The organism is Pseudonocardia sp. EV170527-09, from assembly GCF_008369905.1.
Lineage (GTDB): Bacteria > Actinomycetota > Actinomycetes > Mycobacteriales > Pseudonocardiaceae > Pseudonocardia.
This window is the reverse complement of sequence record NZ_VRMC01000191.1, coordinates 1-3,387: the sequence shown is the minus strand read 5'-3', so window position 1 is coordinate 3,387 and position 3,387 is coordinate 1. Positions and strand designations below refer to the sequence as shown.

At 69.2% G+C, this 3,387-nt stretch carries 5 protein-coding genes; 4 read left to right on the top strand and 1 reads right to left on the bottom strand.

What is annotated here, in order from left to right:
* Window positions 1–54 precede the first annotated feature (54 nt).
* Entirely contained in the window at window positions 55–282 is a 228-nt protein-coding gene (locus FVA95_RS28045) for a hypothetical protein (protein ID WP_149666815.1), read from the bottom strand.
* A gap of 582 nt (window positions 283–864) precedes the next feature.
* On the opposite strand from FVA95_RS28045, the gene FVA95_RS28040 reads away from it, so the two are divergent.
* The 4 genes from FVA95_RS28040 to FVA95_RS28025 all read left to right on the top strand — a co-directional run.
* A complete protein-coding gene (locus FVA95_RS28040) occupies window positions 865–2,076 on the top strand; it encodes a helix-turn-helix domain-containing protein (RefSeq protein ID WP_368667378.1) in 1,212 nt (403 codons plus the stop codon).
* Window positions 2,077–2,081: 5 nt separating this feature from the next.
* Window positions 2,082–2,639: a flavoprotein gene (locus FVA95_RS28035; protein ID WP_149666814.1), complete on the top strand. Its 558-nt coding sequence runs from the start codon at window positions 2,082–2,084 to the stop codon at window positions 2,637–2,639.
* A 135-nt stretch (window positions 2,640–2,774) separates the two neighbouring features.
* Window positions 2,775–3,146 carry a hypothetical protein gene (locus FVA95_RS28030; RefSeq protein WP_149666813.1) on the top strand — a complete coding sequence of 124 codons (372 nt, stop codon included), beginning with the start codon at window positions 2,775–2,777 and terminating at the stop codon, window positions 3,144–3,146.
* Between the two features lie 24 nt (window positions 3,147–3,170).
* Window positions 3,171–3,387: sigma factor-like helix-turn-helix DNA-binding protein (locus FVA95_RS28025; RefSeq protein ID WP_193564260.1), on the top strand; the 217-nt coding region annotated here is incomplete at its 3' end.

Genomic DNA, 3,387 nt, shown 5'->3' with positions numbered 1-3,387 from the left:
CCGACCCGAACCCGTCTCGTTCTCAGCAGAGCCCATAGGGTCTGATGTCATCACTCACAGTGCCCATCCCGCCGGACGCTGAGGTCCGGCGTGTCGGGCCGGAACCACCGTTCGTTGCACAGGCCCGTCCCAGGTGGCGCCGGCGCGGCGGGCTTCGGTGATGGTGGTGAAGGTGTCGCCGCGCAAGGACTCGATCAACTCGACAGTGATCCGCAGAACGTGGAGCGGGTCGGCGGTCCGCTGGTCGCGGATGGTCTGGAACATCTCGGCGTAGGTGGACATGATCGTGGCCTCCGGTGCATCCGTGGGCCTGGCGGCCCCGATGACGGGGGCGGGGTGCGTTCCCCCGCCTCCGCGCGGAGCGCCTGACAAGGGCTCGGAGGCTCAGGGTCAAGGGCCGCCGGAGGCGGTCGGCGCAGCCGATGCGCAGCACCCTTGATGCTGAGTGAGTCCGTGTGACGCTTCGGGGCCGTCAGGCCCCCGCCGGAGGCGGTCCACTCGTGGTCTCGGCCCGCCCCGGCCTTGAGGGGCAGGTCTCCCGCTACTCGTCATCCGGCCCGGCTCGCATTTCCTTGGTCTGCTCGGGCGCCGGCGTCTGCTCATGGCCGCACCTTCGGTTCGTTCCGAGAGTGCGGCTTCTTCGCGTTTCGAGCTGGTCGACGGTGGCGGGCGTGCACGCGCCGGTCGCCGGGCCGGAGGCAGGAGGCGGACGGCAGCGACGCCGCCCGTCCGGCCCGTCAGGGCCGGCTTGAAGACGTAAAGAAAGTCCTCACCAACCGGAGACGACATCAGAGGCGCAGCCAGATTCGTGAATTCACTTTAGCGCCCGAAAGGGCGGAAACGATCATGTCGATGTGAGACAATGTGTGTGTGCCTGAGGACTCGATCGGCAAGCGGATCGCTACGTACCGGCGTCGGCGCGGCATGAGCCAGGCTGCTCTAGCCGGGCTCGTCGGGCGGTCGGAGTCGTGGCTATCTCAGGTGGAGCGTGGCGTCCGCTCGGTAGACAGAATGTCTGTGCTGCTTGACCTCTCGCGTCTGCTGCACGTCGACGTCCAGGCGTTGACCGGGACACCGTGGCAGCTCGCACCGAACGGCGGACAGCGCGCCGAGGGGATCGAGCATGTCCGTACAGCACTCAACCAGTACACGAGCCTCCTCGGGGGAGGCTACGCTATCCCGGAACTCGCAGAACTGCGCCGTTCTGCATCAGAGGCGCATTCGAATTACCAGGCGGCTCGATACTCAAGCGTCGTCCGGGAAGTTCCGACGCTCATCGCGAACGCCGACGCAGCGTTGCAGAATGCCGGCCCGGACGACCGAGAAGCGGCGCTGTCGTACGTCGAGACATACGTGGTCGCGTCGAAGCTGCTGACCAAGCTCGGCGTTGGCGACCTGGGTGCAGTCACCGCGGACCGTGCCGCTATGGCGGCTGGTCGCGCGAACTCGGCTTCCGCGCAAGGGATGGCGGTCTATCAGGTGGTGACCGCGCTGCTGCGCTCCGACCAGGTCGATCAGGCCGAACAGCTCGCCATGCGTATGACCGCGCAGCTCGGCCCCGCGGTGCGCTCGGACGACCCAGCGCTGGTGTCGGTGACGGGGGCGCTGTGGCTGATCGCCGCGGTGATCGCGGCACGCCGTACCGAGCAGTGGGAAGCCGAACGCCGCCTCACCGAGGCGTCGGCGCTTGCCGACCTTCTGGGCCACGATGCGAACTACGCGTGGACGGCGTTCGGGCCGACCAACGTCGCGATCCACCGAGTGTCGGTCGCGGCTGAGCTCGGGAACCCGGGAGCTGCGCTCGACGCGGCTGCCGCGGTGGACCTCGACGCCCTCCCGGCTGGGTTGTTGTCGCGTCGGGCTCAGGTCAACCTGGATCTTGCGTGGGCGCAAGCACAGCGCCGTCGCGACGCCGAGGCGACGCTCAACCTCCTGGCCGCGGAGAAGGCCGCACCGGAGGCCGTGGCGCAGAACGTCGTCGCCCGGGAGATCATGCGGACGATGCTGGCCCGCGCCAAGCGCGGCAACGGCAATGCGCTGCAGGCACTCGCGGCTCGGTCGGGTGTGCTGGACTAGGTGCCATGACAGCACCGCTCGGGTTCGTGGTCTGCGGCGCACCGCTGGCCGCTCGCGCACCTGACGTGGTACGTGCGCTGACCGATCAGGGCTGGGTGCTGTCGATCGGGGTCAGTGAGGCCGGCGCCGAGTGGATTGACCCGGATAAGCTGTCGAGCGTCGCCGAGCGCGGGATCGCGACCCGACGTCGGCACGCCACCGAGCAGCGCCGGACCCCGCGACCGGACAGGGTCGTAGCGTTCCCGCTGACGTTCAACACGGCCAACAAGATCGCCGCCGGGATCATGGACAACCACGTGACCGGCACGCTGTGCGACGCCCTTGCCACGCGTGCCCCAGTCCTGGCGACGCTCATGGTCAGCGACCGGCTCTGGGGGCACCCGGCATGGGCCGGCACCCTCGACAGGCTTACCGCCGCCGGTGTCCGGTTCCTCGACCCTCGTGTCGGCCACGTCACGGAGCCGGAGCCGGTGCCCTCTGGTACTGGTGGAGAGGTCGTCGAGAGCTTCAATCCGAGCTGGGTCGTCGACGCGGTTGCCGCCCTCCCCCACCGCGGCTCCTGACCCCGAGAGTCCCGCGACCCGCACTCCCGTGCGGGTCGCACTTTTCTGCGGGTTGACCCTCTGACCTGCCGGTTTCCTGAGTGGGCGCTCCCCGAGAGGTCGGGACGACAGGGCGCGAGTCCCAGGAGGACCGTCATGGCCACGATCAAGGTCGACACCAGCGGTACCCGTTACACCGTGGGCGCGGCTCCGCGTCCGAAGAACGACATGGATGGCCGTCAGCGCACCGACCGGCAGACCGGTACGCCGCTGTTCACCACGCAGCTGGTGAAGGTCGACGCCGAGGGTGCGGAGATCCTGACGATCACGACTCCGGGTGCTCCGCAGGTGGAGCAGGGCGCGGAGGTGCGTCCGGTGGGTCTGGTCGCGATTCCGTGGCAGCAGGGCCAGCGGGCCGGTGTGGCGTTCAAGGCCGACCGGATCGAGCCCGCGCACGCGCAGGCGTCCAAGGCCTCCTGGTGTCGACGACGGCCTGAGACTGACCCCCTGACGTCGGATTGGGATTGACCCCTTCTGGGCGACGCTGAGGGGGTGTTGTCGGTGGAGGACTGGTCCGAGATCCGTCGTCTGCATCGGGCGGAGGGTGTCCCGATCAAGGAGATCTCCCGCCGGCTGGGAGTCGCGCGGAACACGGTGCGTTCGGCGCTGCGGGCGCCGGGCCCACCGCGGCGGGAACGGGGCCCGCGGGGTTCGCTGGCTGATGCGGTCGAGCCGCAGGTGCGGGCTCTGTTGGCGCAGTTCCCGCGGA